Source organism: Streptomyces sp. GbtcB7 (assembly GCF_019091445.1).
GTDB classification, from domain to species: Bacteria; Actinomycetota; Actinomycetes; order Streptomycetales; family Streptomycetaceae; genus Streptomyces; species Streptomyces mirabilis.
This window is the reverse complement of the sequence record NZ_JAGXJM010000267.1, coordinates 1-276: the sequence shown is the minus strand read 5'-3', so window position 1 is coordinate 276 and position 276 is coordinate 1. Positions and strand designations below refer to the sequence as shown.

Genomic DNA, 276 nt, shown 5'->3' with positions numbered 1-276 from the left:
CGCCTGCGGGACGGAATGGACGAACCCCGGCACCCCCGCCACCGCGACCTCGAGATGACGCGAATCGACATCGCCCGCCACGTAGATGAGATGGGCGGTCGGGACGCCGAGCGCGAGAGCGTAAGCGACAGCTTGATAGACGTCGCCGTTCGCCGGCGACCCCGCGTTGGGGCTCAGGTTCTTGTACTTCGTGTCAGCGACGGTGAGGACACGCTCCCCACGTCGCATGACGAGGTCCGGGCGCAGCGAGATGACGCGGTCGACGTCGAGCCACCA

1 pseudogene is annotated in these 276 nt (G+C 67.8%); it reads right to left on the bottom strand.

The window, feature by feature from the left end:
* A pseudogene (locus KVT44_RS56065) lies at positions 1-276 on the bottom strand (McrC family protein); the annotation flags it as partial.